Source organism: Ramlibacter sp., from assembly GCF_035627355.1.
GTDB lineage: Bacteria > Pseudomonadota > Gammaproteobacteria > Burkholderiales > Burkholderiaceae_C > Ramlibacter.
On record NZ_DASPLW010000049.1, the window covers coordinates 41534 to 66924 of the forward strand.

A 25391-nucleotide genomic window follows, 5' to 3' on the forward strand; every position below is an offset into this window, starting at 1 on the left:
TTGTTGCACGAGGAGAACGAGAGCATGGCCACCGACATCGAGAAAGCGCCGCAGGCCCTGCAGGAACTGGTGGCGGACACCGACGCCGGCGGGCGCAAGCCCGCCGGCGTCACCGCGCTGGTGATCACCGGCACGGCGCTGGCGTGGGCGGTGTTCCAGTACTGGTACGCCTCGCCGCTGCCCTTCGCGCTGGGCTGGGGCGTGCTGAACGACACCGAGGCCCGCGCCATCCACCTGGCCTTCTCGATGTTCCTGGCCTTCCTGGCCTGGCCGGCCACGCGCCGTTCGCCGCGCAACCGGGTTCCCGTGCTCGACTGGCTGCTGGCGCTGGCCGGGGCCTTCGCCGGTGCCTACCTGCTTCTGTTCTATGCCCAGCTGGCCACCCGCCCGGGGCAACCGACGACGATGGACCTGGTCACTTCCGTCGTCGGGCTGGTGCTGTTGCTGGAGGCCACGCGGCGCGCGGTCGGCTGGCCGATGGCCGTGCTGGCGGCGCTGTTCATCGGCTACGCCATGGCCGGGCCGTGGATGCCCGAGGTGCTGCAGCACAAGGGCGCCTCGGTCAGCCGCCTGATGTCGCACATGTGGCTGACCACCGAGGGCGTGTACGGCATCGCGCTGGGCGTGTCCACCAGCGCGATCTTCGTGTACGTGCTGTTCGGCGCGCTGCTCGACCGGGGCGGCGGCGGCAACTACATGATGCAGGTGAGCTTCGCGGCGCTGGGCCACATGCGCGGCGGCCCGGCCAAGGTGGCCGTGGTGTCGTCGGCGCTGAACGGGATGATCTCCGGCTCCTCGGTGTCCAACGTGGTGTCCGGCGGCATCTTCACCATCCCGCTAATGAAGAAGTCCGGCTACGGCGGCGTCAAGGCCGGCGCCATAGAGACCATGAGCTCGGTCAACGGCCAGATCATGCCGCCGGTGATGGGTGCTGCGGCCTTCCTGATGGTGGAGTACGTCGGCATCCCGTATTCCGACATCGTCAAGCACGCGCTGCTGCCGGCCGTGCTGTCCTACATCGGCCTGTTCTACATCGTCCACCTCGAGGCGCTGAAGATGGGCATGAACCCGCTCGTGCGTCGCGAGCCGCGGCCGGTGCGCGACAAGCTGCTGCGCACCGGCATCGGGTTGTCCGGCAGCATCATCGTGGTGGCGGCCATCTACTACGTGATGGTCGCCATCCAGTCGCTGCTGGGTGACGCCGCGCTCTGGGGCGTGGGGGCGCTGCTGGCGGCGCTGTACCTCTATTCCATCCGCGAGGCGGCGCGCTGCCCCGACCTGCCGGAGGACATCGACGTCGACAACCCGAAGCCGCTGGACACCTGGCCCACGGTGCGCGCCGGCCTGCACTACCTGATCCCGATCGGCACCCTGATCTGGTGCCTGATGGTGGAGCAGATGTCGCCATCGCTGTCGGCGTTCTGGGCGATCACGGTGCTGGTCGCGCTGATGCTGACACAGCGTCCGCTGGTCAAGCTGCTGCGCCGGCAGCCCGCGGCCGGCGCGTGGCTGGCCGGCTGGCAGGACGTGGTCGGAGGCTTCCACGACGGCGCCCGCAACATGATCGGCATCGGCATCGCCACGGCGACGGCCGGCATCATCGTCGGCGGCATCACGCTCACCGGCCTGGGCCTGCGCATGACCGAGTTCGTGGACTTCGTGTCGCAGGGCAACGTGATCGCGATGCTGCTGTTCATCGCCTTCGTCTGCCTGGTGCTGGGCCTGGGCGTGCCCACCACCGCCAACTACGTGCTGGTCGCCACGCTGATGGCGCCGGTGGTGGTGGAACTGGGGGCCCAGAGCGGGCTGGTGATCCCGCTGATCGGCGTGCACCTGTTCGTCTTCTATTACGGGATCATGGGCGACATCACGCCACCGGTGGGGTTGGCCACCTTCGCCGCGGCCGCCATCTCCGGCGAGGACGCCATCGAGACCGGCGTGCAGGGCGCGCTCTATGCGCTGCGCACCGTGGTCCTGCCCTTCATCTGGATCTTCAACCCGCAACTGCTGCTGATCGACGTGGACGGCTGGTGGGAACTGCTCAGCGTCGTGGTCGCCTGCACGGTGGCCATGCTGGTGTTCGCGGCCATCACCATGAACTGGTTCCGGGTGCGCAGCCGCTGGTGGGAGAACCTGCTGCTGGCGCTGGCCGTGGTGCTGCTGTTCCGCCCCGACTTCTTCATGGACCAGATCAGTCCCGAGTACCGTGACGTGCCGGCCGGGCAGGTGTTCGACGTCGCCCGCGGGCTGCCGGACAACGGCCGACTGGTGATGGTGATCAAGGGCACCACGCTGGAGGGCGACGACGTGACCAAGACGGTGGCCGTGCGGCTCGGCGCCGCCGGCGCGGACGGGCGCAAGCGGCTGGCCGATGCCGGCCTGCAACTGGTGCCGCTGGGCCAGGAAGTGCAGGTCGGTTCGGTGCGCTTCGGCTCGGTGGCCCGCAAGGCCGGCATCGAGCAGGGCTGGGACGTGTCGGCGGTCAAGGTGCCGCTGGACCGGCCGACGCCGCACTGGTTCTACCTGCCGGGCCTGCTGCTGGTCGCGCTGGTGTGGTTCGTGCAGGGGCTGCGGCTGGCGCCGCGACGGGTGCAGCCGGCATGACCCGTCTTGCCCTGATCCACGCACTGGCGCATTCGGTCGCGCCGATCAACGACGCGCTGGCCCGTGACTGGCCGCAGGCACTGCGCATGAACCTGCTGGACGACAGCCTGTCGGCCGACCTGGCCCGCGCCGGCACGCTGGACGCGGCCATGCACCAGCGCTTCGCCCGCCTGGCCTCGTACGCACTGGACTGTGGCAGCGATGCCATCCTGTTCACCTGCTCGGCCTTCGGTCCGTGCATCGAGGCGGTGGCGCGCGCGCACCCGCAGGTGCCGGTGCTCAAGCCCAACGAGGCGATGGTGGCCGAGGCGGCAGCGCTGGGCGGTCGCATCGGCCTGGTGGCCAGCTTCGCGCCCACGCTGGCGTCCATGCCGGCGGAGTTCCCACCGCAGCTGGACCTGCGCACCCGCCTGGCGGAGGGCGCCCTGGCGGCGCTGGATGTGGGCGAGGGCGATCGCCACGACGAACGCGTGGCGGCGGCGGCACAGCAGCTGGTCGAGGAGGGCTGCACGGCCATCGCGCTGGCGCAGTTCAGCCTGGCCCGCGCCCGCGACGCCGTGGCGGCGCGCTGCGGCGTGCCGGTGCTCACCACGGTGCACAGCGCGGTGGCGGAACTGCGCCGCCGGCTGGGCGCCTAGCAGCCCTCACTCGTCGTCGTCGATCGACGCGCTCCACCGGTCGCCCCAGCCGCCGCGGCGGACTTCGTCCAGTTCGCGCCGGCCGCGCTTGGTCGGGCGGCCATGCTCGATCGACAGGGCGGGCTCGCGCGCCAGCCGGCGCTGCTGGGCCGCCTGCTCGCGTGCCTGCAGGCTCTCCGGCGTTTCCTCGTAGAGCTGCTGGGCGACCGGCGCCGGTCCGCGCATGCCGGACAGCCCCCTGACCACCACGGTGCGCGTGACCGCATCCCGGCGCATGGCGACGGTATCGCCCACCTTCACCTCGCGCGCCGGCTTGGCCTCCTGCCCGTTCACCGACACGCGGCCCTTGCCGATCTCCTCGGCCGCCAGCGAGCGCGTCTTGTAGAAGCGCGCACTCCACAGCCACTTGTCGATCCGCAACCTGTCCATGCGCGCATTGTGCGGTGCGCCTGCCCGGCCGTGACGGAAGCCGGATCCGCCATCTCCGGAGCTACCATCCTCCGCATGAAAGACGACTCCCTGCCGCTCGACGGCCAGCGCATCCTGGAGCTGGCGGCGCGGTCGATGTTCGACCTGTTCGCCAATGCCAGCGAAGGCATGATGCTGGTGGACCGCGACGAGCGCGTGGTCTGGATCAACGAGCAGTACAAGCGCTTCCTGCCGGCGCTGGGCTTCGAGCGGGTGGAGGACTTCCTCGGCCACCCGGTTTCGCAGGTGGTGCACAACACCCTGATGGACCGGGTGATCCGCACCGGAAAGCCCATCCTGATCGACCTGCTGTCCAACCGCGCCGGCACCTTCGTGGTCAGCCGCATCCCGCTGCGCGACGAAGCCGGACAGGTGATCGGCGCGCTGGGGATCGTGCTGTTCGACCACCCCGAGACCACGCTGCAGCCGCTGATCCAGAAGTTTGCCCACCTGCAGCGCGACCTGGACGACGCCCGGCGCGAGCTGGCGACCCAGCGCCGCACCAAGTACACCCTGGGCAGTTTCCTGGGTTCCAGTGCCGCGGCGGTGGAAGTCAAGCGGCAGGCGCGCCGCGCCGCGGGTTCCTCCAGCCCGGTGCTGCTGCTGGGCGAGACGGGGACCGGCAAGGAACTGCTGGCCCACGCCATCCACGCCGGCTCGGCGCGCGCCAACGGCCCCTTCGTCAGCGTGAACATCGCCGCGGTGCCCGACACGCTGCTGGAGGCCGAGTTCTTCGGCGTCGCGGCCGGCGCCTACACCGGTGCCGACCGCAAGGGCCGCGACGGCAAGTTCAAGCTGGCCGACGGCGGCACGCTGTTCCTGGACGAGATCGGCGACATGCCGCCCAGCCTGCAGCCCAAGCTGCTGCGCGCGCTGCAGGAAGGCGAGATCGAGCCGCTGGGCTCCAACAAGGTGGTGCCCTTCGATGCCCGCGTGATCGCCGCGACCTCGCGCGACCTGGGTGCGCTGGTGCGCGAGGGCCGGTTCCGCGAGGACCTGTACTACCGGCTCAACGTGCTGCCGATCCGGGTGCCGCCGCTGCGCGAGCGCCGCTCCGACGTGCCGGCGCTGGTGGAGGCGCTGGGCGAGGACATGGCGCTGCGCAACGGCATGGCGCCGCCGGAGCTCAGTGCCGAGGCGATGGCGCTGCTGGCCGCCCAGTCCTGGCCCGGCAACATCCGCGAACTGCGCAACGTGCTGGAGCAGGCCGCCATGCGCAGCGAGTCGCAGCGCATCGAGGCCGCCCACCTGGAGCAGGTGCTGCGCGACGCAGGCGTGGAGAGCATCGTGGCGCCGCCTGTCGTGGCCGTGCCCACGTTGCCGCAACCCGGACCCGACAGCCGCCGGCTGCGGCCGTTGGCCGACCAGGTGGCGGAGGTGGAGCGCGCCGCCATCGCGGCGGCGATGGCGGCCACCGGCGGCAACAAGCTGGCCGCCGCCCGTTTGCTGGGTATCTCCCGGGCCAAGCTCTATGAGCGCCTGGCGCAGCTGTCTGAAAACAAGGCAATTGCCTGAATGTCGGACAATTGTTTGTACGATATCCAGTCAATCGACGGCATCAAAGGCTAAACTGGCCCGCAAATCAAGGACTTGCCGCTGGCACGCGATGTGCAAGCAGGACCGTCGCGTTCCCATTCCCTTCCTTTTCCTCGCAGGAGACAAACGCATGCAACGTCGTACCCTGGTCGCGCTCGCCGCGCTCGCCGCCACCACCCTGTCCGCGCCCATGGCGCTGGCGCAGTCGGGCGGCGACATCAAGATCGCCCACGTCTACAGCCGCACCGGCCCGCTGGAGGCCTACGGCAAGCAGACCCAGGCCGGCCTGCTGATGGGCCTGGAGTTCGCCACCCAGGGCAGCATGGCCGTCAACGGCCGCAAGCTGACCGTGATCGAGAAGGACGACCAGGGCAAGCCGGACCTCGGCAAGTCGCTGCTCGCCACCGCCTACTCCGACGACAAGGCCGACATCGCCGTCGGCCCGAGCTCTTCCGGCGTCGCGCTGGCACTGCTGCCGGTGGCCGAGGAATACAAGAAGATCCTGCTGGTCGAGCCCGCCGTGGCCGACGCGATCACCGGCGAGAAGTGGAACAAGTACATCTTCCGCACCGGCCGCAACAGCTCCCAGGACGCGATCTCCAACGCCGTGGCGCTGGACAAGCCCGGGGTGACCATCGCCACCCTGGCGCAGGACTACGCCTTCGGCCGCGACGGCGTCAAGGCGTTCAAGGAAGCGATCAAGACCGCCAAGATCGTCCACGAGGAATACCTGCCGGCCACCACCACCGACTTCACCGCCGGTGCGCAGCGCCTGATCGACGCGCTCAAGGACAAGCCTGGCCGCAAGGTGATCTGGATCGTCTGGGCCGGCGCCGGCAACCCGTTCAAGATCGCCGACATGGACCTCAAGCGCTACGGCATCGAGATCGCCACCGGCGGCAACATCCTGCCGGCCATGGCGGCGTACAACAACTTCCCGGGCATGGAAGGCGCCAGCTACTACTACTACAAGTTCCCGAAGAACGAGGCCAACGACTGGCTCGTCAAGGAGCACCAGAAGCGCTTCAACAGCCCGCCCGACTTCTTCACCGCGGGTGGCTTCTCCGCCGGCATGGCCCTGGTCAGCGCGCTGAAGAAGACCAGCGGCGACACCAACACCAACAAGCTGATCGCGGCGATGGAAGGCATGACCTTCGACACGCCCAAGGGCCCGATGACCTTCCGCAAGGAGGACCACCAGGCCATGCAGTCCATGTACCACTTCAAGGTGGACCCGAACGCCAAGCCGGGCCCCGAGGTGCAGCTGCAGCTCGTGAAGGAGATCAAGCCTTCCGAAATGAACATCCCGATCCGCAACGGCAACGCCAAGTAAGCGGCTGCCGCCGGGCGGCGGCATGCCGCCCGGACCCCCTGGAGCGATTCGCGAGAAGCCCGGCGGCCGCGCACGGGGCGGGGCTTCGCTCACCCGGAACACCATGAGCCTGCTTGCCACCCAGGACCTGACGGTGCGCTTCGGCGGCCACGTCGCGGTCAACGGCGTCACCTGCTCCTTCGAGCCGGGCACGCTGACCGCCATCGTGGGCCCGAACGGCGCCGGCAAGACCACCTACTTCAACCTGATCTCCGGCCAGCTCAAGGCCACCAGCGGCACGGTGACGCTGGGCGGGCGCGACCTGTCGGGCGAATCGGCCTCGCAGCGCACCCGCGCCGGACTCGGCCGCGCCTTCCAGCTCACCAACCTGTTCCCGCGCCTGTCGGTGCTGGAGAACGTGCGGCTGGCGGTGCAGGCCACGCGCGACGGCAAGCACCGCCGCGGCCTGAACCTCTGGAGCGTGTGGAGCGACCACGCCGCGCTGACGCAGCGGGCCGACGAGATCCTGGAATCCATCGCGCTCAAGGACAAGGAGCACGAGCTGGTGGCCAGCCTGCCGCACGGAGACCAGCGCAAGCTGGAGGTGGCGCTGCTGATGGCGCTGGAGCCGCAGGTCTACATGTTCGACGAGCCGACGGCGGGGATGAACCACGCCGAGGCGCCGGTGATCCTGGACCTGATCCGCCGCCTGAAGGCCGACCGCAGCAAGACCATCCTGCTGGTGGAGCACAAGATGGACGTGGTGCGCGAGCTGGCGGACCGCATCATCGTGCTGCACAACGGCACGCTGGTAGCGGATGGCGAGCCTTCCGAAGTCATCGCCTCGCCCGTGGTGCAAGAGGCTTACCTCGGCGTCAGCAAGGAAGCTGCAGCATGAAGCCAACCCTGTCTTGCTCCCTCCCCCTCTGGGGGAGGGTTGGGGTGGGGGCACGCCCCGCCTCCGAATGCCCCCATCCCGGCCTTCCCCCAAAGGGGGAAGGAGAAATGCCATGAGCGACAACCTGCTCACCCTCGAAGGCGTCCACACCCACATCGGGGCGTACCACATCCTGCATGGCGTGGACCTCGCCGTGCCGCGCGGGCAGCTGACCATGCTGCTCGGCCGCAACGGGGCCGGCAAGACGACCACGCTGCGGACCATCATGGGCCTGTGGAAGGCCTCCGCCGGGAAGATCACGCTGGGCGGGCGCGACATCACGGCGCTGCCGACGCCGCAGATCGCCAGCCTGGGCGTGGCCTACGTGCCGGAGAACATGGGCATCTTCGCCGACCTGACGGTGCGCGAGAACATGCTGCTGGCGGCGCGCGGCGCCAAGACGACGGCGCAGATCGACGACGCCCGGCTGCAGTGGATCTTCTCGCTGTTCCCGGCGGTGGAGAAGTTCTGGAACCACCCGGCCGGCAAGCTCTCGGGCGGGCAGAAGCAGATGCTGGCGGTGTCGCGCGCCATCGTGGAGCCGCGCGAGCTGCTGGTGATCGACGAGCCCAGCAAGGGCCTGGCGCCGGCCATCATCAACAACATGATCGACGCCTTCGGCCAGCTCAAGGCCAGCGGCGTGACCATCCTGCTGGTCGAGCAGAACTTCAACTTCGCCAAGCGGCTGGGCGACACGGTGGCCGTGATGGACAACGGACGCATCGTCCACGCCGGGGCCATGAAGGACCTGGCCGAGGACGAGGAACTGCAGCATTCGCTGCTGGGGCTGGCGCTATGAACAAGCTCGATCTCGACTGGAAGCCGCTGGCGCTGGTGCCGCTGCTGGCGCTGCTGGTGCTGCCCTTCATCGGCTCGTCGTCGACCTGGGTCACGCTCACGGTGGCCGGGCTGGCGATGGGCATGATCATCTTCATCATCGCCTCCGGACTGACGCTGGTGTTCGGACTGATGGACGTGCTGAACTTCGGCCATGGCGTGTTCATCGCGCTGGGCGCCTTCGTCGCCACCAGCGTGCTCGGCGCGATGGCCGACTACACGGCCTCGGGCAGCCTGTGGACCAACCTGCTGGCGGTGCTGCCGGCCATGGTGGTCGCGATGCTGGTGGCGGCCGCGGTGGGGCTGGCCTTCGAGCGCTTCATCGTGCGCCCGGTGTACGGCAACCACCTCAAGCAGATCCTGATCACCATGGGCGGGATGATCATCGGCGAGGAGCTGATCAAGGTGATCTGGGGCCCGCTGCAGATCCCGCTGCCGCTGCCCGAGGGCCTGCGCGGCTCCTACTACCTGGGCGATGCCGCGGTCGAGAAGTACCGGCTGCTGGCGGTGATCGTCGGCCTGCTGGTGTTCGCGGTGCTGCTGTGGACGCTGACCCGCACCAAGATCGGCCTGCTGATCCGCGCCGGCGTGCAGGACCGCGAGATGGTGGAGTCGCTGGGCTACCGCATCAGCATCCTGTTCGTGGGCGTGTTCGTGGTCGGCAGCGCACTGGCCGGGCTGGGCGGCGTGATGTGGGGCCTGTACCAGCAGAACGTGATCCCGCAGATGGGCGCGCAGGTCAACGTGCTGATCTTCATCGTGCTGATCATCGGCGGGCTGGGTTCCACCACCGGCGCGCTGATCGGCGCGCTGCTGGTGGGCCTGATGGCCAACTACACCGGCTTCCTGGTGCCCAAGGCGGCGCTGTTCTCCAACATCGTCCTGATGATGGCCATCCTGCTGTGGCGGCCGCAGGGCGTCTACGCGCTGAGCAGGTAGGCCATGCTGAACCGACTGCTGTCCCATGACCTGCCGCGCAGCCGGGTGCTCGCCGTGCTGCTGGTGGCCATCGTGCTGGCCCTGGCCTTCACGCCCTTCCTGGTGCCCGGCGTCAAGGCCCTGAACGTGGCTGCCAAGGTGCTGGTGTTCATCGTGCTCGTCGCCAGCTTCGACCTGCTGCTGGGGTACACCGGCATCGTCAGCTTCGCCCACACCATGTTCTTCGGCATCGGCGCCTACGGGGTGGCGATCTCGTTGACGCGCATGGGCGCCAACTGGACCGCGCTGGCGGTCGGCATCGGTTGCGCGCTGGTGCTGTCCTTCGTGCTGGCGCTGGCCATCGGGCTGTTCTCGCTGCGGGTGCGCGCGATCTTCTTCTCGATGATCACGCTGGCCTTCGCCGCCGCCTTCCAGACCCTGGCGTCGCAGCTGTCGGAGTTCACCGGTGGCGAGGACGGCCTGACCTTCAAGGTGCCGCCGCAGCTGCAGCCCAGCTTCGAGCTGTCCTCGACCCCGCTGTTCGGCGTCGACCTCGACGGCCGCCTGCTGGCCTACTACCTGCTGTTCGTGGTCGCCGTGGTGCTGATACTGGCCATGCTGCGCATCGTGAACTCGCCGTTCGGCCGGGTCACCCAGGCGATTCGCGAGAACGAGTTCCGCGCCGAGGCGATCGGCTACCGGGTGGTCGTGTACCGCACCGCCTCGGCCATCCTCTCCGCGCTGTTCGCGACCCTGGCGGGCGCCATGCTGGCGATCTGGCTGCGCTACAACGGTCCGGACACCTCGCTGTCCTTCGAGATCATGCTGGACGTGCTGCTGATCGTGGTGATCGGCGGCATGGGCACCATCTACGGCGCCGTGATCGGCTCGGCCCTGTTCGTGGTGGCCCAGAGCTACCTGCAGGACCTGCTGCGGCTGGCCAGCGAGGCCACCTCCGGGTTGCCCTGGCTGTCCGCGCTGCTGTCGCCGGACCGCTGGCTGCTGTGGCTGGGCCTGCTGTTCGTGCTGTCGGTCTACTACTTCCCGACCGGCATCGTGGGCAAGCTGCGCTCGATCAAGCCGCGGCCGCCGCAGCCGCGGCCGCCGACGGGTCAGCCGCGCCAGACCCCCGCGCTTGATCAATGACCTTGGGGACTGACCACGAGCGCAGCGAGTGCCCTGTCCCCAACCAATTCCTTCACGCATGAAAGGCGTCGCCGACATGGGCCCGAGCTCGAACTACGTCACCTGCGCCGGTCGCGAGATCCACTACATGGAGTGGGGCTCGCAGCACGGCAGCACCGTCATTGCCTGGCATGGGCTGGCGCGCACCGGGCGCGACATGGACGAACTGGCCGAGCACCTGGCGACGCGCTACCGCGTGATCTGCCCGGACACCCTGGGCCGCGGGTTCTCGCAATGGAGCCCGCACCCGCAGTCGGAGTACACGCTGGCCTTCTACGCGCAGCTGGCGGGCGACCTGTTCAGGCAACTGGACATCGCTGCCGCCCACTGGGTCGGCACCTCCATGGGCGGCGCGATCGGCACCGTCTGCGCCGGCGGCCTGGTGCTGCCCAGCATGAAGGGGCGCATCCGCAGCCTGGTCCTCAACGACAACGCGCCGCGGCTGGCGCCGGCGGCGCTGGAGCGGATCAAGCAGTACGCCGGCAACCCGCCGTCGTTCGGCACGATGGCGGAACTGGAGGCCTTCTTCCGGCAGGTCTACAAGCCCTACGGCTGGCTGAGCGACGCCCAGTGGCGGCGCCTGACCGAAACCTCCACCCGCCGGCTGCCGGACGGGCGGGTGACGCCGCACTACGACCCGGCCATGGTGCGCCAGTTCATCGACCACCCGAACGACTACGAGACCTGGTCCCACTGGGATGCGATCGAGGCGCCGGTGCTGTGCCTGCGCGGCGCGGAGTCCGACCTGGTGCTGCCCGATGCCGTCGAGGAGATGCAGCGCCGCGGGCCCGGCGTGCGCGGGCAACTGCGCGTGGTCGAAGTGCCGGGCTGCGGCCACGCGCCGGCGCTGAACGTGCCGGAGCAGCTGGAACTGGTGGCCGGCTTCATCGACGAGGCCGAGCGCGCGGCCCAGTCGGCCCAGTTGGCGCCGGCGTAGGGCCCGCCGCCGGGCTCCCTCGGGCGAAGCTAGGCGTCCGCCGGATCCCCCGCCTTCGCGGGGGATGACGAGGGAACATGCGGGGATACCGTCGGGGACGTAGAGGCCGCCGAAACCGTCGAGGGCGCGCGCAAGGTCGGCCAGCCGGCCAGGTGTCGCGCCGTGAGTTCCCCCAGCGCCCGGATCCATTCCGGCTGCGCATCGAGGCAGGGGATGTAGTGGAAGGCCTTGCCGCCCGAGCCCAGGAAGGCGTGGCGGCCCTCCTGCGCGATCTCCTCCAGCGTCTCCAGGCAATCGGCGACGAAGCCGGGGCAGGCGACGTCCACCCGCTCCACGCCCTTGCGTCCCAGCGCGCGCAGGGTCGGTTCGGTGTAGGGCTCCAGCCATCGGGCACGCCCGAACCGGGACTGGAAGCTGACGGTGTAGGCCGCCTCGGCCAGCCCCAGGCGGCGCGCCAGCAGCCGCGCCGTCTGCCGGCACTCGGCAGCGTAGGGATCGCCGAGCCGGATCGTCCGCTCGGGCACGCCGTGGAAGCTCATGACGAAGTGGTTCGGCTTGCCGTTCTCGCGCCAGTAGGCCTGGATGCGCGCCGCCAGCGCATCGATGTAGCCCGCATCGTCGAAGAAGCGCGTCACGAAGCGCAGTTCGGGCACGTGGCGCGTGCGCGCCGCCCACCCGCCGACCGCGTCCAGCACGCTGGCGGTGGTGGTGCCCGAATACTGCGGATAGGCGCACAGCACCAGGATGCGGCCGACGCCCTCGGCCTTGAGGGCATCGAGCTGCGCAGCGATGGACGGGCGCCCATAGCGCATGGCGTAGCGCACCTTCACCGCATGCCCCGCTTCGCCCAGCCAGCCTTGCAGCAGCCTGGCCTGGCGTTCGGTCCACACCTTCAGGGGCGATCCCTCGTTGGTCCAGATGCTGGCGTACTTGGCCGCCGACTTCGCCGGCCGCAGCGGCAGGATCACGCCATACAGCAAGGGCAGCCACGCCGCGCGGGGGATCTCGACCACCCGGGGATCGGACAGGAACTCGCGCAGGTAGCTGCGCACGGCCGCGGCGGTCGGCTGCTCCGGCGTCCCCAGGTTGCACAGCAGCACCCCGGTGCCGGACGCGCCGCCCGGCATGGCCGGGGGCTCGGTGCGAAAGCGCGAAGAAAGGGGCATCCGGTTATTCTCGCCTGCATGCTGGATACCCGAAGGGTCCGGGCGATCAGCCTGGACCTCGATGACACCCTGTGGCCGATCTGGCCCACGATTGAGCGTGCCGAGAAGGTGCTGCACCAGTGGATGGTGGAGCATGCGCCGATGGCCGCCGCCCTGTTCTCCAGCCCGGCCGCCATCACCGAGATCCGCCAGCGGGTGGCGGAGCAGCGCCCCGAGCTGCGGCACGACCTCAGCTCCCTGCGGCGCGAATCGATCCGGCTGGCGCTGTACCGGGCCGGCGAGGACCCGCTGCTGGCCGATGCCGCCTTCGCGGCCTTCTTCGACGCGCGCCAGCAGGTGGAGCTGTTCGGCGACGTGCTCCCGGCGCTGGCGGAGCTGTCGCGGCGCTATCCGCTGGTCAGCCTGTCCAACGGCAACGCCGACCTGCGGCGCATCGGCCTCTCGGAGTACTTCCGCGCGGCGGTGACGGCGCGCGAGTTCGGCGTCGGCAAGCCCGATCCGCGCATCTTCCATGCGGCCGCGGGTGCGGTCGACGTGCAGCCCGGCGAGGTCCTGCACGTGGGCGACGACGCCACGCTGGACGTGGTGGGCGCGCTCAACGCCGGCATGCAGGCGGTGTGGGTCAATCGCGCCGACAACCCCTGGCCGCACGAGCAGCAGCCGCACGCGACCGTCAGCACGCTGTCGCAGCTGTGCGACCTGCTGGCCTGAGGCCGGCGTCCAGCGCCTCGATGGCCTCGAGCGCCGAGCGGACCGCGCCTTCCAGGGTGGCCGGGTAGGGCCCGTCCACGTAGTCGCCGCAGGCCAGCAGGCCGGGTGCGATGGCCATGCCGGGCCGCCGCAGGGCCGGCACGCAGGCGAAGGTCGCGCGCTTCTCCACCACGGTCTTGAGCGGCCGGACCGGCCAGCCGAGCGCGAGGGCCTGCGCCAGCACCTGGCGTTCCACCTCGCGCGCATCGGCCTCGCTGGCGCTGACCACGAAGGCCAGCACGCCCGCAGGGCCGCCCAGTTGCGAACGATCGAAGACGAACTGCGCCGGCTGGTCCACACGCGTCTCCAGCGCCAGCATGGGCAGGGGCAGCCGCGGCCCGCCCGTGGCATAGACGGTGGCGATCGGCTCGTGGCCCAGCCCCTGCGCGGCCGTCAGCCAGTCGGCGGCCGGCACGCCGCTGGTCGCGACCAGCCGCCGGGCTTCCCAGCCCGGGCAGGCCAGCACCACCGCATCGAACGGCTCGCCATCGACCTGCCAGCGTCCGTCCTGCGCCCGCAGCGACTGCACGCGGGCGCCCAGCCGCAGCTCGGCGCCGGCCTGCGCCAGCCAGCGCCCCGCGGCGTCGGGAAACACCTGGCCCAGGTCTGCGCACGGGATCAGCAGGTTGGAAGCCCCCCAGCCCTGCTGCGGCGGGCCGAACAGGCCGTCGCGCACGACGCGCAGGAACACGCGGGCATCGGCGCGGGCGGCGGGCAGGTTGAGGGCGGCCACGCACAGGGGCTCGACCAAGTCGCGCAGCACCCTGGGGCTCAGCCCTTGGCACAGGCGCAGCACCGTCCAGTCGGCCGGGCACTGGAACCCGCGCAGCCGCCAGCGCGTGGCGTGCGACAGCAGCGACAGCTTGTCGCCCGTGGTCCAGCCGCGTGCGCGCAGGATGCCCCAGGCCGCATCGAGCGGCGCCGGCCAGGCCGGCAGGGACAAGCCCTGGCCGTCGGGGCGTTGCAGGGTCAGCGGCAGTCGGTGCAGCACCTGCTCCAGTTGCACGCCCACCTCTCGCATCAAGGCGAGCGTGTCGCGGTAGGCGCCGATCAGGATGTGCTGGCCGTTGTCCAGCGTGGCGCGCTCGCCGCCGGGCAGGTCCACTTCCAGGCTGCGGGCGCGGCCACCGAGCTGCCGCGTCGCTTCGAACACGGTGACGGCGAGGCCGGCGCGGGTGGCCGCCACGGCGGCGGCCAAGCCGGCCCAGCCGGCGCCGACGACGGCCAGGCGCTGGCGGCCCGGGCTCACATCCGGCCCAGCGCCTGGACCTTCCAGGCCAGCCAGAACTTGCGGATCGGCGTGAGGCTGATGCGCTGGTGCAGCACGCGGAAATCGTCGGCCTCGATCTCGCGCAGCAGCGTGCGGTAGATGCTGGCCATCATCAGCCCCGGCTTCTGGCTGCGCCGGTCCGCCGGCGGCAGCAGGGCCAGCGCCTCGTCGTACAGCCGGTGGGCGCGCTCGGCCTGGAAGCGCATGAGGGCGCTGAAGCGATCCGAGTACTGCCGCTTGCCGAGCTCCTGTGCCTGCACGCCGAACTGCTGCAGTTCGTCCACGGGCAGGTAGACGCGCCCGCGCATCGCATCCTCGCCGACGTCGCGGATGATGTTGGTGAGCTGGAAGGCCAGCCCGAGGCGGTGCGCATAGGCGGTGGTCGCCGGGTCCTGCTGGCCGAAGATCCGCGCGGACACCTCGCCCACGATGCCGGCCACCAGGTGGCAGTAGCGCTGCAGCGCGGTGAAGTCCATGAAGCGGGTCTGCTCCAGGTCCATGCGGCAGCCTTCGATGACCGCCTGCAGGTGGCGCTCCTCGATGCCGAATTCGGCCGCCAGCGGCATCAGCGCGCGCAGGGCCGGGTGCTGCGGATCGCCGGCGAAGGCGCGCGTGACTTCGCCTCGCCACCAGGCCAGCTTGGTCTGCGCCACGCCGGGGTCCTGCACCTCGTCGACCACGTCGTCCACCTCGCGGCAGAACGCATAGAACGCGGTGATCGCCGCACGGCGCCGCTTGGGCAGGAACAGGAAGGCGTAGTAGAAGCTGCTGCCCGACGCTGCCGCCTTCTCCTGGACGTATTGATCGGGGGTCATCCGGCGATTGTCACATCCGCACCATGCGGATCGCGATCAGGGGTACGTCGAACGCCCGTAGCTTCGGCCGGCTCGTGAAGGTGTCGAAGCCCAGGGCCTCGATCCGGTCCAGGATGCGCAGGCCACCCTGGACGACACCCCGCAGTTCCCAGCCCGCGCGGCCCGGCACGCGATGCACCAGCGGGCTGCCGGTGAGCATCAGGCCGCGCGCCCATTCGCATTGCTGCCGCACCAGGGCCCGGCGCCGGTCGGGCGCGGCCGCGGCCGGCGCAACTGGATCGACGCCGTGCGCGCGGCAATCCGATTCGGGCAGGTAGCGGCGCCCACGCGCCAGGTCCTGCCCGAGGTCCTGCCAGAAGTTGATCAACTGCAAGGCCGTGCAGATCGCGTCGCTCTGCGCCTGCGACCGCGGGTCGTGGACCTCGTACAGGTGCAGCATGAGGCGACCGACCGGATTGGCCGAGTGCCGGCAGTAGTCCAGCAGCTCGTCCCGATCGCGGTAGCCGGCCCCGTCGCGCGTCTTCGCCACGTCCTGCTCGAAGGCCGTGAGCAGGTCCTGCAGCAGGGGCAGGGGAAGGCACCAGCCGGCGATGGCGTCCGCCAGCGGCCCGAACACCTGGGGCCAGCGCGCCGAGGGCGCTCCCTGCTGCGCCGCCGCGGCCAGGTCGGCGCGGTAGGCGGCCAAGTCCGCCAACCGCTGCGCCGCCGGCGCATCGCCCTCGTCGGCCAGGTCGTCGGCGGTGCGGGCGAACCAGTAGATCGCCGCCACGGCGGGTCGCAGGCGGGGCGGGCAGAGCCAGGAGGCGACCGGGAAGTTCTCGTAGTGGTCGACGGGCCGGGCGGATGGGTTGGCGGTCACGGGCCGAGATTCTCGCCTTGACAGCGCCCGTCCCCTGCCATTAGATTACTAACCGGTCAGTCATTAACTCTTCCTCCCTCTCCCTCCCGTCCCATGACCCAGCCACCCGCTTCCCCCTGGCGGCTCGCGCCCCTGTTGCTCGTCGCCGCGCTCGCCGCCTGTTCCAGGACCCAGCCGGCCCCCGAGCCGGTGCGGTCGGTCAAGGTCGTCACGGTGGGCACCAGTGCCATGGCCGCCTCGCACGAGTTCGCCGGCGAAGTCCGGCCGCAGATCGAGTCGCGCCTGGGCTTCCGCGTCGGCGGCAAGATCGTCCAGCGGCCGGTGGAACTGGGCCAGCGGGTGCGCCCCGGCCAGTTGCTGGCCCAGCTGGACGCGCAGGATTTCCGGCTGGCGGCCGATGCGGCCCGGGCCCAGGTCGCTGCCGCGAGCACACAGCGCGACCTCGCGGCGGCCGACTTCAAGCGCTTCGCGGCGCTGAAGGACCAGAACTTCATCAGCGGGGCGGAACTGCAGCGCCGCGAAGCCTCGCTCCAGGCGGCCCAGGCGCAACTGGACCAGGCCCAGGCCCAGCTCGCCGCACAGGCCAACCAGGCCCGCTATGCCAGCCTCTCGGCCGACGCCGCCGGCGTGATCACGGGCATCGAGGCGGAACCGGGGCAGGTCGTCGGCGCCGGCGTCCCGGTGGTACGCATCGCGCGGGACGGCCCGCGCGACGTGGTGTTCTCGGTGCCGGAGGACCGGGTGGCCGCGATCCGGCCCGGCTCGGCCGTCACCGTGCGCCTGTGGGCGGGCGGCGGCTCGACCCAGGGACAGGTGCGTGAAGTGGCGGCCAGCGCCGACCCGGTCACGCGCACCTACGCCGTGAAGGTGGCGCTGCCGGCCGGCAGCCAGCCGCCGCTGGGGTCGACCGCCTACGTGTCGCCCCAGGCGCTGGCGCCGGACAGCGCGCCCGTGATCAAGCTGCCCACCAGCGCGCTGCGGCAGCAAGGGCAGGGCAGTGCCGTGTGGGTGGTGGACCGCGCCAGCATGACGGTGCGCTCGCAGCCGGTGCAGATCGCCACGGCCGACGGCAACGAGGCCGTGGTCGCCGCCGGGCTGGAACCCGGGATGCTGGTCGTGTCGGCCGGCGTGCACGTGCTCGCGCCGGGCCAGAAGGTGCGCATCTTCGACGAGCGCGTGGGCACCGCTCGGGCGCCTGAGGCGCCGCAGTCGGGCGTGGTGCAGGCCACGGCCGTGCAGCCGGTCGCGGCTCGGTGAGGCCGGCCATGAGCGAGGACGCCGGCGCGACGGCAGGGCGCTTCAACCTGTCGAAATGGGCGCTGGACCATCCGGCGCTGACCCGCTACCTGATGGTGGCGCTGATGGTGCTGGGCTTCGCGTCCTGGTTCCAGCTCGGGCAGGACGAGGATCCGCCGTTCACCTTCCGGGCGATGGTGGTGCGCACCTACTGGCCGGGCGCCACGGCGCAGCAGGTGGCCGAGCAGGTGACCGACAAGGTCGAGCGCACGCTGCAGGAGGTGCCCTATGCGGACATCATCCGCAGCTACTCCAAGCCGGGCGAGTCGCAGATCATCTTCCAGATCAAGGACTCCTCGAAGCCGTCCGAGGTCGCGAACGTCTGGTACACGGTGCGCAAGAAGGTCGGCGACATGCGCCCGACCTTGCCGCAGGGCATCCAGGGGCCGTTCTTCAACGACGAATTCGGCGACGTCTACGGCGTGATCTATGCGCTGGAAGCCGACACCGGCTTCAGCTACGCCGAGCTCAAGACCTTCGCCGACGACGTGCGCCAGCAGCTGCTGCGGGTACCCGACGTCGCCAAGGTGGAACTGTTCGGCGTGCAGGACGAGAAGCTGTTCGTCGAGGTCTCGCAGAAGCGGCTGGCGCAGCTCGGGCTGGATCTGAACCAGGTGCTGCAGCAGCTCGGGCAGCAGAACGCCGTCGAGTCGGCCGGCGCGGTGCAGACGCCGCTGGACGTGGTACAGGTGCGCGTGGGCGGCCAGTTCCAGGCCGTGGAGCAGCTGGCGGCCATGCCCATCCGCGGCAGCTCGGGCAACCAGCTGCGGCTGGGCGACATCGCCGAGATCCGGCGCGCGTACGTCGATCCGCCCGTGATCAAGGTGCGCCACGACGGCAAGGAAGTGATCGCGCTGGGCGTGTCCATGGCCAAGGGCGGCGACATCATCGAGCTCGGCCAGTCCCTGCGGACCGCGTTCAATCGCATCGAGGACGGCCTGCCCGCCGGCATCCGGCTGGTGCAGATCCAGGACCAGCCGCGGGCGGTGGCCAGCTCGGTCGGCGAATTCGTCAAGGTGCTGGTCGAGGCGGTGGCGATCGTGCTGGCGGTGAGCTTCGTCAGCCTGGGCCTGCACAAGCGGCCGGGCGCGCCGGCGCTGCCCTTGTGGAAACGCTGGTACGTGGACATGCGCCCCGGGCTGGTGGTGGCCATAACCATCCCGCTGGTGCTGGCCGTGACCTTCCTGGCCATGCACTACTGGGGCATCGGCCTGCACAAGATCTCGCTCGGCTCGCTGATCATCGCGCTGGGCCTGCTGGTGGACGACGCCATCATCGCCGTCGAGATGATGGTGCGGAAGATGGAGGAGGGCTACGACAAGGTCCGTGCCGCCACCTTCGCCTACGAGGTGACGGCCATGCCGATGCTGACCGGCACCCTGATCACCGCCGCCGGCTTCCTGCCGATCGGGCTGGCGAAGTCCACGGTCGGCGAGTACACCTTCGCGATCTTCGCCGTCACCGCCATCGCGCTGGTGCTGAGCTGGCTGGTGTCGGTCTATTTCGTCCCTTACCTGGGCACGCTGCTGCTCAAGCCCAAGCCGGTCTCGGCCGAGCACCACGAGCATTTCGACACGCCCTTCTACCGCCGCTTCCGGCGCGCGGTGGACTGGTGCGTGGAGCACCGCTGGACGACCATCGTTGCGACGCTGGCGGTGTTCGGGCTGGGCATCGTCGGCATGGGCAAGGTGCAGCAGCAGTTCTTCCCGGATTCCAGCCGGCCGGAGATCCTGGTGGCGCTGTGGTCGCCCGAGGGCACCTCGTTCGCCGCGAACGAGGACGTCGCCAAGCGGGTGGAGGCGCGCCTGCAGCGCGAGCCGGGCGTGACCGGCGTCAGCACCTGGGTCGGGTCCGGCGTGCCCCGCTTCTACCTGCCGCTGGACCAGGTGTTCCCGCAGACCAACGTGTCGCAGCTGATCGTGATGCCGCAGGACCTGCACACGCGGGAGGCCCTGCGCGTGAAGCTGCCTGCCTTGCTGGCCGAGGAGTTCCCGGAGGTCCGTGGCCGCGTGACCCTGCTGCCCAACGGCCCGCCGGTGCCCTATCCGGTGATGTTCCGCGTGGTGGGTCCGGATCCGGCCGAACTGCGCGCCCATGCCGACGAGGTGAAGGAGTTGCTGCGGGCCAACCCGAACATGCGCGGCGTGAACGACAACTGGAACGAGCCGGTGAAGGTGCTGCGGCTGGAAGTGGACCAGGCCAAGGCCCGGGCGCTGGGCGTGACCAGCCAGTCCATCGCCCAGGCCGCGCGCACCATCCTGGCCGGCACCACCGTCGGCCAGTACCGCGAGGGCGACAAGCTGATCGACATCGTGCTGCGCCAGCCGCTGGACGAGCGCAACGCCATCACCGACATCGCCAACGCCTACCTGCCGACCGCGTCCGGGAAAGCCATTCCGCTGACGCAGATCGCGCGGCCGGTGTTCGGCTGGGAGCCGGGCGTGATGTGGCGCGAGAACCGCAGCTACGCGATCACGGTGCAGGGCGACGTGGTCGAAGGCCTGCAGGGCGCGACCGTCACCAACCAGCTGCTGCCGGGCCTGCGCGAACTGGAGGCCCGCTGGTCGCCGGCCTACCGCATCCAGGTGGCCGGTGCGGTGGAGGAGAGCGCCAAGGGATCGTCCTCGATCGCGACCGGCGTGCCGGTGATGCTGTTCATCACCTTCACGCTGCTGATGCTGCAGCTGCAGAGTTTCAGCCGCTCGCTGCTGGTGTTCGTGACCGGGCCGCTGGGCATCGCCGGGGTGGCCGGCGCGCTGCTGGTGCTGGACCGGCCGTTCGGCTTCGTGGCGCTGCTGGGGGTGATCGCGCTCATGGGCATGATCCAGCGCAACTCGGTGATCCTGGTCGACCAGATCGAGCAGGACCGCGCCCGCGGCGTGCCGGCCTGGGATGCGATCGTCGAGTCGGCGGTGCGGCGCTTGCGGCCCATCGTCCTGACCGCCGCGGCGGCGGTGCTGGCCATGATCCCGCTGTCGCGATCGGTGTTCTGGGGGCCGATGGCCGTGGCCATCATGGGCGGCCTGGTCGTCGCCACGGTGCTGACGCTGCTGGCCTTGCCGGCGATGTACGCGGCCTGGTTCCGGGTCCGGCGCCCGTCCGCACCGGCGGCTGAGCCGGCCGGCGGGGTCGCGGCTCCTGCATAAGCATTAAAATCACGAGTTGACCGAATTCGGGCGGGCGGCCGGTGTTCCAATCCGGCCGCCCGCCCTGCTTTTGGACTGCGCGGGTGGCGAAATTGGTAGACGCACCAGGTTTAGGTCCTGACGCCTTCACGGGCGTGTCGGTTCGAGTCCGACCCCGCGCACCACACCCGACCCATCGAAGAGAGAACCACCATGGCCGTGACCGTTGAAACCCTCGACAAGCTGGAGCGCAAGATCACCCTGACGCTGCCCGCCGATGCGATCAAGTCCGAAGTCGACTCCCGCCTCAAGCGCCTGGCGCGCACCGTGAAGATGGACGGCTTCCGGCCCGGCAAGGTGCCGATCAACGTGGTCGCGCAGCGCTACGGCTACTCGGTGCACTACGAGGTCATGAACGACAAGGTCGGCGAGGCCTTCGCCCAGGCCGCGAACGAAGCCAAGCTGCGCGTCGCGGGCCAGCCCAAGATCACCGAGAACGAGCAGGCGCCCGAAGGCCAGCTGGCCTTCGACGCCGTGTTCGAGGTGTTTCCCGAGGTCAAGATCGGCGACCTGTCCACGGCCGAGATCGAGAAGCTGTCGGCGAACGTGAGCGAGGAAGCGATCGACAAGACCCTGGACATCCTGCGCAAGCAGCGCCGCACCTTCGCCCAGCGCCCGCAGGATGCCGGCGCCCAGGACGGCGACCGCGTCACCGTCGACTTCGAGGGCAAGATTGACGGCGAGACCTTCCAGGGCGGCAAGGCCAGCGACTTCCAGTTCCTGGTCGGCGAGGGCCAGATGCTCAAGGAGTTCGAGGATGCCGTGCGCGGCATGAAGTCCGGCGAGAGCAAGACCTTCCCGCTGGCTTTCCCCGAGGACTACCACGGCAAGGACGTGGCGGGCAAGACCGCCGACTTCATGGTCACGGTCAAGAAGATCGAGGCCGCCAAGCTGCCCGAGGTGAACGAGGAACTGGCGAAGTCGCTGGGCATCGCCGAGGGCACGGTGGAGGCGCTGCGTGCCGACATCAAGAAGAACCTCGAGCGCGAGGTCAAGTACCGCCTGCTGGCCCGCAACAAGCAGGCCGTGATGGACGCCCTGGTGGCCAAGGCCGAGCTGGACGTGCCCAAGAGCAGCGTGCAGGCCGAGGTGGACCGCATGATCGAAGGCGCCCGCGCCGACCTCAAGCAGCGTGGCGTGAAGGATGCCGACAAGGCCCCGATCCCCGACGACCTGTTCCGCCCGCAGGCCGAGCGCCGCGTGCGCCTGGGGCTGGTGGTGGCCGAACTGGTGCGCGCCAACGAGCTGCAGGCCAAGCCGGAGCATATCCGCGCCCACGTCGACGAACTGGCGGCCAGCTACGAGAAGCCGGCCGAGGTGGTGCGCTGGTACTACGGCGACAACCGCCGCCTGGCCGAGGTCGAGGCCGTGGTGATCGAGAACAACGTCACGGACTTCGTGCTGTCCAAGGCCCAGGTCAAGGACAAGGAGATCTCGTTCGACGAGCTGATGGGCCAGGGCTGACACCCGGTCCGGGCCAGTGGCGCGTGGGGCTCGCGCCGGACTTGCAGTCCGGTCGGCGGGCCCCATCTGCTTTTTTGGCTACAGTAGGTACCGCACTTCGAAAGCTTCGACCCTTCCATGAGCGCACTTGACACCCAGGCCCTCGGCATGATCCCGATGGTCATCGAGCAATCCGGCCGCGGCGAGCGGTCCTACGACATCTATTCGCGCCTGCTCAAGGAGCGGGTGGTGTTCCTCGTGGGCCCGGTGAACGACCAGACCGCCAACCTGGTGGTCGCGCAGCTGCTGTTCCTGGAGAGCGAGAACCCGGACAAGGACATCTCCTTCTACATCAACTCCCCGGGCGGCAGCGTCAGCGCCGGCATGGCGATCTACGACACCATGAACTTCATCAAGCCGGACGTGTCGACGCTGTGCACCGGCATGGCCGCCAGCATGGGCGCCTTCCTGCTGTCCGCGGGCGCCAAGGGCAAGCGCTTCTCGCTGCCGCACTCCAAGATCATGATCCACCAGCCGCTGGGCGGCATGCAGGGGCAGGCGAGCGACATCGAGATCCACGCCCGCGACATCCTCAAGACCCGCGCGCTGCTCAACAAGATCCTGGCCGACAACACCGGCCAGCCGCTGGAGCGCATCGAACGCGACACCGAACGCGACTATTTCCTGTCCGCTGACGAAGCCAGGGACTACGGACTGGTCGACCAGGTGATCGCCAAGCGGCCCTGACCGGGCGGGAAACGAGGGTCCGTGCACAGGCTCTGCCCGCCGTTATCATTGGCTTTCCAGCCGCCGACCGAACCCAGCCATGGCCGATAAAAAAGGCTCATCCAGCGAAAAGACGCTCTACTGCTCGTTCTGCGGCAAGAGCCAGCACGAGGTCAAGAAGCTCATCGCGGGCCCATCGGTCTTCATCTGCGACGAGTGCATCGACCTGTGCAACGAGATCATCCGCGACGAACTGCCCGCGGGTGAGGAGCAGCGCGAGGCCCGCGGCGACCTGCCGACGCCGGCCGAGATCAAGGCCAACCTGGACAACTACGTCATCGGCCAGGAGGTCGCCAAGCGGTCCCTGTCCGTCGCCGTCTACAACCACTACAAGCGGTTGCGCCACAAGGACAAGGCCAAGAAGGACGAGGTCGAGCTCACCAAGAGCAACATCCTGCTGATCGGCCCCACCGGCAGCGGCAAGACGCTGCTGGCCCAGACGCTGGCCCGCATGCTGGACGTCCCCTTCGTGATGGCCGATGCCACCACGCTGACCGAGGCCGGCTACGTGGGCGAGGACGTCGAGAACATCATCCAGAAGCTGTTGCAGAGCTGCAACTACGAGGTCGAGCGCGCCCAGCGCGGCATCGTGTACATCGACGAGATCGACAAGATCTCGCGCAAGTCCGACAACCCCAGCATCACGCGCGACGTCTCGGGCGAGGGCGTGCAGCAGGCCCTGCTCAAGCTGATCGAGGGCACCATGGCCAGCGTGCCGCCGCAGGGCGGGCGCAAGCATCCCAACCAGGACTTCCTGCAGATCGACACGACCAACATCCTGTTCATCTGCGGCGGCGCCTTCGCCGGCCTGGAGAAGGTGATCGAGCAGCGCACCGAAGGCTCGGGCATCGGCTTCGGTGCTGCGGTCAAGAGCAAGGCCCAGCGCAGCCTGACCGACGTGTTCCGCGAGGTCGAGCCGGAGGACCTGATCAAGTTCGGGCTGATCCCCGAGCTGGTGGGCCGCATGCCGGTGGTCGCCACGCTGGCCGAGCTGTCGGAAGACGCCTTGATCCAGATCCTGACCGAGCCGAAGAACGCCCTGGTCAAGCAGTACGCCAAGCTGCTGGCCATGGAAGGCGTGGACCTGGAAATCCGTCCCAGCGCACTGCGCGCCATCGCGCGCAAGGCCCTGGCCCGCAAGACCGGGGCCCGTGGCCTGCGGTCCATCCTCGAGCAGTCGCTGATCGACACCATGTTCGACCTGCCGAATACGGCCAACGTCGACAAGGTGGTGGTGGACGAGTCCACCATCGAAGAGAACAAGGCGCCGCTGCTCGTCTACCGCGAGACCGCCCGCAAGGCCTGAGCAACCGTCTTGGCGGTCAAGCGCTATGAAGCGTCGGGTCCCATCTCGAGCCGTGCTTGGCGATAGCGTTGAGCATTGTCAGCAGCTTGCGCATGCACGCCACGAGTGCGACCTTCTTGCGCTTGCCAGCCGCCAAGAGGCGTTCGTAGTGGGCCTTGAGGATGGGGTTGTGTCGTACGGCGGTGAGGGTCGCCATATAGAGGATGCGCCGCACATCGGCGCGCCCACCCCAGATCGCCCGCTGGCCGCGCATCTGGCCGGAGTCGCGGTTCAGCGGCGCCACCCCCACCAGCGCAGCCACTCGACGTCGGTCGAGCTTGCCCAGCTCCGGCAGTTCGGCCAGCAGCACCGCCACGCTTGCCGCGCCGATACCTGGCACGCTGGCCAAGGCAGCAGCGAGTTCGGCGTGATGGCGTTGCACATGCGCTGCCACGTCAGTATCGGAGTCGCTCAGCTCGGTCTTGAGGAACTCGATGACGCGCTCGATGCTCGGGCGGGCGGCGCTATGGGAGATGCGCATGCGCTGGCGCTCGGACGTGATCATCTGCACGAGTTGTCTGCGGCGCAGCACCAAGGCCTGCAGGCGCTGCAACTCGGCGTCGGCCAGTGGCTTGACGAAGCGTTCACGCTCGGGGTGCTGGTGCAGCACACGGGCGAAGGCCGCCAGCATCCTGGCGTCCAGCGCGTCCGTCTTGGCCAACGCACCCATGGCCCGGGCGAAGTCCCGCGCCGTGCGCGGATTGACCACCGCCACCGCCAGGCCAACGGCCTGCAACGCGCAAGCTGCCTCGAACTCGTAGCCCCCGGTGGCCTCCAGCACCGTCAGCGCCGGGGCGAGCGTCGTCAACTGGCTGACCAACGTCTCCAGTCCGGCCGCATCATTGCTCACCTGCCAGGTCTTGACCTGGGCACTGCTGGCAACCTCCAGCGTCTGGCCGGAGACATCGATACCCACAAAAACAGAGTCGGACACGTCCTCTCGCTCCCATCCTTGTCTATGCGAACTGCAGATTCCTACAACCGTTCGGGCTGCAAGAAAGGACGGTCCAACTCGGGCGCCCAGTGCTCAGGCACGGGCTTCAACAACTGGCCCAGAGGCCGCTCGGGCTACCCGAGCTGGTCCGAGGCCTGAAGATACAAGGC

General features: G+C 69.6%; 21 protein-coding genes and 1 tRNA gene. 16 read left to right on the plus strand and 6 right to left on the minus strand.

Annotated elements, in window-relative coordinates; translation table 11 throughout:
* The first annotated feature begins 24 nt into the window (after positions 1–24).
* Entirely contained in the window at positions 25–2604 is a 2580-nt protein-coding gene (locus VEC03_RS12530) for a TRAP transporter permease (protein WP_324915672.1), read from the plus strand.
* Positions 2601–3242 carry an aspartate/glutamate racemase family protein gene (locus VEC03_RS12535; RefSeq protein WP_324915674.1) on the plus strand — a complete coding sequence of 214 codons (642 nt, stop codon included), beginning with the start codon at positions 2601–2603 and terminating at the stop codon, positions 3240–3242. The genes VEC03_RS12530 and VEC03_RS12535 overlap by 4 nt, the downstream gene beginning before the upstream one ends.
* A 6-nt stretch (positions 3243–3248) precedes the next feature.
* Here VEC03_RS12535 and VEC03_RS12540 read toward each other — a convergent pair whose 3' ends face one another.
* Positions 3249–3671, minus strand: a complete 423-nt coding sequence (locus VEC03_RS12540; RefSeq protein WP_324915676.1) for an RNA-binding S4 domain-containing protein — start codon at positions 3669–3671, stop codon at positions 3249–3251.
* 75 nt (positions 3672–3746) lie between these two features.
* Here VEC03_RS12540 and VEC03_RS12545 point away from each other — a divergent pair, with 75 nt between their 5' ends.
* The 7 genes from VEC03_RS12545 to VEC03_RS12575 all read left to right on the plus strand — a co-directional run bounded on the left by VEC03_RS12545 (position 3747) and on the right by VEC03_RS12575 (position 11372).
* Positions 3747–5225: a sigma-54 interaction domain-containing protein gene (locus tag VEC03_RS12545; RefSeq protein WP_324915678.1), complete on the plus strand. Its 1479-nt coding sequence runs from the start codon at positions 3747–3749 to the stop codon at positions 5223–5225.
* A 151-nt stretch (positions 5226–5376) separates the two neighbouring features.
* The gene (locus tag VEC03_RS12550) at positions 5377–6579 is read left to right on the plus strand and encodes a substrate-binding domain-containing protein (RefSeq protein WP_324915680.1); all 1203 of its coding nucleotides are present in this window, start codon (positions 5377–5379) and stop codon (positions 6577–6579) included.
* Between the two features lie 103 nt (positions 6580–6682).
* The gene (locus VEC03_RS12555; protein WP_414708493.1) at positions 6683–7456 is read left to right on the plus strand and encodes an ABC transporter ATP-binding protein; all 774 of its coding nucleotides are present in this window, start codon (positions 6683–6685) and stop codon (positions 7454–7456) included.
* Between the two features lie 112 nt (positions 7457–7568).
* Positions 7569–8294, plus strand: a complete 726-nt coding sequence (locus VEC03_RS12560; RefSeq protein WP_324915682.1) for an ABC transporter ATP-binding protein — start codon at positions 7569–7571, stop codon at positions 8292–8294.
* The gene (locus VEC03_RS12565) at positions 8291–9271 is read left to right on the plus strand and encodes a branched-chain amino acid ABC transporter permease (RefSeq protein WP_324915684.1); all 981 of its coding nucleotides are present in this window, start codon (positions 8291–8293) and stop codon (positions 9269–9271) included. Before VEC03_RS12560 ends, VEC03_RS12565 begins: the two co-directional genes overlap by 4 nt.
* A 3-nt stretch (positions 9272–9274) precedes the next feature.
* Positions 9275–10396 (plus strand): branched-chain amino acid ABC transporter permease, encoded by a 1122-nt coding sequence (locus VEC03_RS12570; protein ID WP_324915686.1) that lies wholly within the window; start codon positions 9275–9277, stop codon positions 10394–10396.
* Positions 10397–10472: 76 nt separating this feature from the next.
* On the plus strand, positions 10473–11372 hold the full coding sequence (locus tag VEC03_RS12575; RefSeq protein WP_324915716.1) for an alpha/beta hydrolase: 900 nt from the start codon (positions 10473–10475) through the stop codon (positions 11370–11372).
* A gap of 29 nt (positions 11373–11401) precedes the next feature.
* On the opposite strand, the gene hemH is transcribed toward VEC03_RS12575, so the two are convergent.
* Complete coding sequence (gene hemH, locus VEC03_RS12580; RefSeq protein WP_324915688.1) at positions 11402–12538, minus strand: ferrochelatase; 1137 nt, start codon at positions 12536–12538, stop codon at positions 11402–11404.
* An 18-nt stretch (positions 12539–12556) separates the two neighbouring features.
* Here hemH and VEC03_RS12585 point away from each other — a divergent pair, with 18 nt between their 5' ends.
* On the plus strand, positions 12557–13249 hold the full coding sequence (locus tag VEC03_RS12585; RefSeq protein WP_324915689.1) for an HAD family hydrolase: 693 nt from the start codon (positions 12557–12559) through the stop codon (positions 13247–13249).
* On the opposite strand, the gene hpnE is transcribed toward VEC03_RS12585, so the two are convergent.
* From hpnE to hpnC, 3 genes are read right to left on the minus strand one after another with little or no spacing between them, the layout of a single operon-like run.
* Positions 13212–14537: a hydroxysqualene dehydroxylase HpnE gene (hpnE, locus tag VEC03_RS12590; protein WP_324915691.1), complete on the minus strand. Its 1326-nt coding sequence runs from the start codon at positions 14535–14537 to the stop codon at positions 13212–13214. The genes VEC03_RS12585 and hpnE overlap by 38 nt on opposite strands.
* A complete protein-coding gene (gene hpnD, locus VEC03_RS12595) occupies positions 14534–15373 on the minus strand; it encodes a presqualene diphosphate synthase HpnD (RefSeq protein ID WP_324915693.1) in 840 nt (279 codons plus the stop codon). Before hpnD ends, hpnE begins: the two co-directional genes overlap by 4 nt.
* 10 nt (positions 15374–15383) lie before the next feature.
* Positions 15384–16232 carry a squalene synthase HpnC gene (hpnC, locus tag VEC03_RS12600; protein ID WP_324915695.1) on the minus strand — a complete coding sequence of 283 codons (849 nt, stop codon included), beginning with the start codon at positions 16230–16232 and terminating at the stop codon, positions 15384–15386.
* 93 nt (positions 16233–16325) lie between these two features.
* Here hpnC and VEC03_RS12605 point away from each other — a divergent pair, with 93 nt between their 5' ends.
* From VEC03_RS12605 to clpX, 6 genes are all read left to right on the plus strand, one after another.
* Complete coding sequence (locus VEC03_RS12605; protein WP_324915697.1) at positions 16326–17489, plus strand: efflux RND transporter periplasmic adaptor subunit; 1164 nt, start codon at positions 16326–16328, stop codon at positions 17487–17489.
* 8 nt (positions 17490–17497) lie between these two features.
* Positions 17498–20674 carry an efflux RND transporter permease subunit gene (locus VEC03_RS12610; protein ID WP_324915699.1) on the plus strand — a complete coding sequence of 1059 codons (3177 nt, stop codon included), beginning with the start codon at positions 17498–17500 and terminating at the stop codon, positions 20672–20674.
* 77 nt (positions 20675–20751) lie between these two features.
* A tRNA-Leu gene (locus VEC03_RS12615) sits at positions 20752–20838 on the plus strand.
* A 28-nt stretch (positions 20839–20866) separates the two neighbouring features.
* Positions 20867–22177 carry a trigger factor gene (gene tig, locus VEC03_RS12620; protein WP_324915701.1) on the plus strand — a complete coding sequence of 437 codons (1311 nt, stop codon included), beginning with the start codon at positions 20867–20869 and terminating at the stop codon, positions 22175–22177.
* Between the two features lie 117 nt (positions 22178–22294).
* On the plus strand, positions 22295–22903 hold the full coding sequence (gene clpP / locus VEC03_RS12625; protein ID WP_324915703.1) for an ATP-dependent Clp endopeptidase proteolytic subunit ClpP: 609 nt from the start codon (positions 22295–22297) through the stop codon (positions 22901–22903).
* A 79-nt stretch (positions 22904–22982) separates the two neighbouring features.
* Positions 22983–24248, plus strand: a complete 1266-nt coding sequence (clpX, locus tag VEC03_RS12630; RefSeq protein ID WP_324915705.1) for an ATP-dependent Clp protease ATP-binding subunit ClpX — start codon at positions 22983–22985, stop codon at positions 24246–24248.
* Positions 24249–24264: 16 nt separating this feature from the next.
* On the opposite strand, the gene VEC03_RS12635 is transcribed toward clpX, so the two are convergent.
* On the minus strand, positions 24265–25221 hold the full coding sequence (locus VEC03_RS12635; protein WP_324915707.1) for a transposase: 957 nt from the start codon (positions 25219–25221) through the stop codon (positions 24265–24267).
* Positions 25222–25391 lie beyond the last annotated feature (170 nt).